The sequence below is a fragment of the Anoxybacillus sp. TBDG-1 genome, assembly GCF_054815885.1.
The window spans coordinates 1-4,290 of sequence record NZ_JBTZSY010000082.1 but is presented as its reverse complement, the minus strand read 5'-3'; the positions used below and the strand labels follow the sequence as shown (position 1 = coordinate 4,290).

At 39.6% G+C, this 4,290-nt stretch carries 4 protein-coding genes and 1 riboswitch; of the genes, 2 read left to right on the top strand and 2 right to left on the bottom strand.

Translation table 11 applies throughout. The annotated features are described in order from the left end of the window. Window positions 1-41: 41 nt before the first annotated feature. Window positions 42-138: riboswitch (purine riboswitch) on the top strand. Between the two features lie 21 nt (window positions 139-159). Further along, window positions 160-1,872, top strand: a complete 1,713-nt coding sequence (gene ade, locus ACYQY7_RS13670) for an adenine deaminase (RefSeq protein WP_461202880.1) — start codon at window positions 160-162, stop codon at window positions 1,870-1,872. Between the two features lie 71 nt (window positions 1,873-1,943). Next, window positions 1,944-2,465: a hypothetical protein gene (locus ACYQY7_RS13665; protein WP_461202878.1), complete on the top strand. Its 522-nt coding sequence runs from the start codon at window positions 1,944-1,946 to the stop codon at window positions 2,463-2,465. 123 nt (window positions 2,466-2,588) lie between these two features. Here the strand turns inward: ACYQY7_RS13665 and ACYQY7_RS13660 are convergent, their stop codons facing one another. Together ACYQY7_RS13660 and ACYQY7_RS13655 are read right to left on the bottom strand one after the other, a co-directional pair. Beyond that, on the bottom strand, window positions 2,589-2,906 hold the full coding sequence (locus tag ACYQY7_RS13660; RefSeq protein ID WP_171335084.1) for a hypothetical protein: 318 nt from the start codon (window positions 2,904-2,906) through the stop codon (window positions 2,589-2,591). Between the two features lie 26 nt (window positions 2,907-2,932). Then, window positions 2,933-4,132, bottom strand: a complete 1,200-nt coding sequence (locus tag ACYQY7_RS13655; RefSeq protein ID WP_461202876.1) for a DUF3238 domain-containing protein — start codon at window positions 4,130-4,132, stop codon at window positions 2,933-2,935. Window positions 4,133-4,290: the final 158 nt, after the last annotated feature.

Below are 4,290 nucleotides of genomic sequence, written 5' to 3'. Positions count from 1 at the left end.
TGATAAACAATTTTATTAAAATCTTTGTCGTTATTTTATGATTTTAATAAAATTGTTAACCTAATTTCGGAAATATGGTCCGAAAGTTTCTACCAAACGACCGTAAATTGTTTGACTACGAGGATTTCTCCTCGTATCGAGTTGGAGAGGAGGACATCCATGAAACGACTTGCTGTAGCTTCAAAACAACAATTAGCTGATGTTGTTGTAAAAAACGGAAAAATTATCAACGTCTTTACACATGAAATTGTCCAAGCGGACGTTGCCATTGCCGATGGCAAAATTGTTGGTATCGGTGCATATGACGGGCAAACCGTCATTGACGCAAAAGGGAAATACGTTTGCCCTGGGCTTATTGACGGACACGTTCATATTGAATCATCGTTGGTCACCCCAAGCGAGTTTGCCCGCGTCGTCGTTCCGCACGGCGTCACCACCGTCATTACCGATCCGCACGAAATTGCAAACGTCTCGGGGACAAAAGGCATTGAATTTATGCTAAACGACTCCAATGACGTTCCGCTTGATGTATATGTCATGTTGCCATCGTGCGTGCCTGCCACCGATTTTGAACATGCTGGTGCGACATTACGTGCCGAACATTTGGCACCGTTTTTTTTCCATCCGCGCGTGCTCGGACTTGCAGAAGTGATGGACTACCCGTCCCTTCTAAAAGGAAAACAACAAATGCTCGCAAAACTTTCCGCAGCCCATGCCGCAGGCAAACTGATTGACGGGCATTTAGCTGGTCTTGATGAAACAGCCGTGAACGTGTATCGTAGCGCAAACGTCCATACTGACCATGAATGTGTCACAGTCGATGAAGCGCTCGCCCGCATTCAACGAGGCATGTACGTATTAATTCGGGAAGGTTCGGTCGCAAAAGATTTAAACAAACTCCTTCCAGCGGTCAATACGTATAACGCGCGCCGCTTTTTATTTTGCACAGACGATAAACATATTGACGAACTTGTCAATGAGGGAAGCATCGATCATCATATTCGCCTAGCAATTCAAGCAGGCATCGAGCCGATAACAGCCATTCAAATGGCGACATTAAATGCAGCAGAATGTTATCGCCTATATACGAAAGGCGCCATCGCCCCTGGGTATGATGCCGACTTTTTGCTTGTGGATGATTTACATTCATTTTCGATTACTCATGTCTTTAAAAAAGGGGCAATCGTTGCTGAAAACGGACGCGCTACCTTTTCTGTGGGGAAAGCAACTTCGGTTGACAAAACGATTATACAGTCCGTCCATGCAAAAAAATTAACAAAAGAAGATATACAAATTCCATTTACGCGTGGAAATTGTGCTAATGTCATCCGAATTATTCCAAATCATTTGCATACAAAACGTCTCATCACAGAAGTAAACGTCCAAAATGGTGTCTTTCAACCGTCAATCGAGCGGGATTTGCTGAAGCTCGTTGTTGTTGAGCGGCACCGCGGTCTCGGCGTCGGTGTTGGCATCGTCAACGGCTTTCAACTGAAAAAAGGAGCGATTGCTTCATCAATTGCCCATGACTCGCATAACATCATCGCTACCGGAACGAACGATGACGACATCATCACTGCAATTGAACATATCCAACACATAAACGGTGGACTTGTCGTTGTCGAAAATGGACGCGTTTTAGCAGAGTTGCCGCTCGAAATCGGTGGGCTCATGACAACAAAAAGTTATGAAGAAGTATTAAAGCGATTACAAACCATACACAATGCTTTAATCGCCATTGGAGCATCAAACGAATTTAACCCATTTATTACGCTCGCCTTTTTAGCATTGCCGGTCATTCCAGAGCTCAAGCTAACTGACCAAGGTTTATTTGACGTTTCATCGTTTCAATTTATTGATGTGGAAGTATAGGGGGGATTTTTTATCCCCTTTTTTTGTCGAATGATGTTATAATATGGTTGTGTATAAAAGGAGGTGAGAACATGAGTGCACAAGTGTTGGAGAAAATTTTATCCATCGTCACAGACATCCAAAAAGAATTACAAGACGTTCGAGAAGAACAACGAGCTATTCGAGAAGAGCAACGAGCTATTCGAGAAGAGCAACGAGCTATTCGAGAAGAGCAGAAAACATTCCGCGAAGAAATAAACTCGTTGCGGGAGGAAATGAATGCATTCCGCAAAGAGCAACAGCTCATTCGCGAAGAGCAACAAGCATTAAAAAATGGACAAAAAGAGCTTTACGATCTTATGAACGCTCTTCTCCATCGTCAAGACGAAACGGACGCAAAGCTTGAAGCTTTAACGATGGACGTCCATCATATGCGCGGTGAAATGACAGCAATGAAGCAAGAAATCCACGCACTAAACGAAAAAATTGACTCCCACTACGAACAATTCAACGAACGTCTTAACAACCTCCAACTTGACGTTGATTTCACCGTTCATAAAACAACGATGACAGAACGAGAGCTTTTCAAAATGAGAAATCGGTTGTTTTCATAGAGAGGGCATTTCCCTCTCTATGAAATTCGATTCATATGCTTCTTTCATTTATCATTCTCTCTATCAAACATCACATCACTTGCAAAAATGAATTAAATAATCCCCAACACACCTACATTGCCTCTAATGTAATCGAGCACATAGTCTTCTCCCTACATAATATCCCAGTGCTCCCATATAAATCGGAGCTGTAAAAACAAAAGAAGAATAAAAAGGAAGCGACGTAATCGTTGCGATCCCTAAAACAACCGCCCAATCCCATTTAAATCCCCATTTTTCATCGACAAAAGAAATGAGCGCCTCTGTTACTGCACATATAAACGGAACAGCTAGTACTGCAATTGGAAAAATGGCAATAAAGAAAGAAAAAGTGCTAAATAATGAGAGCGAAAGGGCAAACGTGACAAACGCCAACAAAACTCCTATTAAAAATTTTTTCACTTATACTATCCCCTTTTAATATAAAATTACTTACTCACTGCGATTTTCTTATTGGGGTACCAAGGAAATAAATAATTGACATTTGTACCTGCAGCATCAGGATTAAATTGATACAGAGTTTTCCACGTTCCCCCATTATCCGATCTATAAATTTCATGCCAAGGATACTGGTCATGACTACCATTAATATAAGTAACTCCACTTTTTTGAATATTTAAACTATATCTGTAATCAATATTCGGTGGGGCATCCATGTAAAACGGCAATCCAACAGAATGGGAGATTTGAAATTGTGCTTCACTGGATGTAATCCATTCCTTTACAGCCGTTATACCTGATGTCCCAGCATTTTTTCTTGCCAATTCCGTTGAACCACATGTACCATTATCATTTTTATTATAGCGAATAGAATCGCTTGTGTATTTTGAAAATCCATAAGTCCTATCTTGCCAATAAATCGAGAGATCGACTCGAGTACGATAAGTGCTAGCAGAAGCAGAAAAGTCACGATTGTCTCCCCCATAGCAGTAACCATCTGGTGCGGATATTTTAGCGGGCTTAATAAATGTTGTATTGCGGTAAGAAGTTACGGGTTCAACTGCGAGTGTTGAAAATGACTGGGAGAATTCCTCAAAACGCATATTACGCTTATCAATTACTTGCTTCGCAGATATTAGGATGACATGATTTTTTTCGTCTTCAACTACTTTGTCTTTTTCTTTATCGAATTTTTTTACTTTTTCTATACCTTCAATGATATACATGTATTCCCGACCAAATGATACATTAAAGTCTTTGAACTCACTTTGTGAAACAACAACCACTGGCTTCCCATCACGATAAACCGTATAACTTTGAACATTTGGAATATCCGACCAATCAATTTTTATCATTCTTTCATTAAAAAACATATCCACTTTCACACTATCATTTGATAGAGGATGCAATGTATTTGTGATAACATTCATCTTGGTCAATAACTGCTCATCTTTATCAAATGCAGCCAAAACATACTCATACATTTCACCCGATGTTAGGTTCTTATGAATAAACTCTCTTTCATTCCCTTCATACAAAACTTTTCCCCTATTATCATATAAAACATATTTTTTAGCTTTAGAAATTTGCTTCCACGTTAAACGCAGGCTATCCTCAGATTTTTCAATTAAATAAACCTCAATATAGTCTCCTGAAGAACCATCAGTAATAGTACCAAGAAACAACAATAAGACAACACTAATTGTTAAGGAGACAACTTTTTTTCATAAAAAACACATCACTCTTTCTATATTTTTATAATAATTCATTTTTATACCACTATAAAAAAAAAGGTTCATCACCAAATTTTGTGATTTAGTGACAAAAAAGAGAAAGCACTGACGAG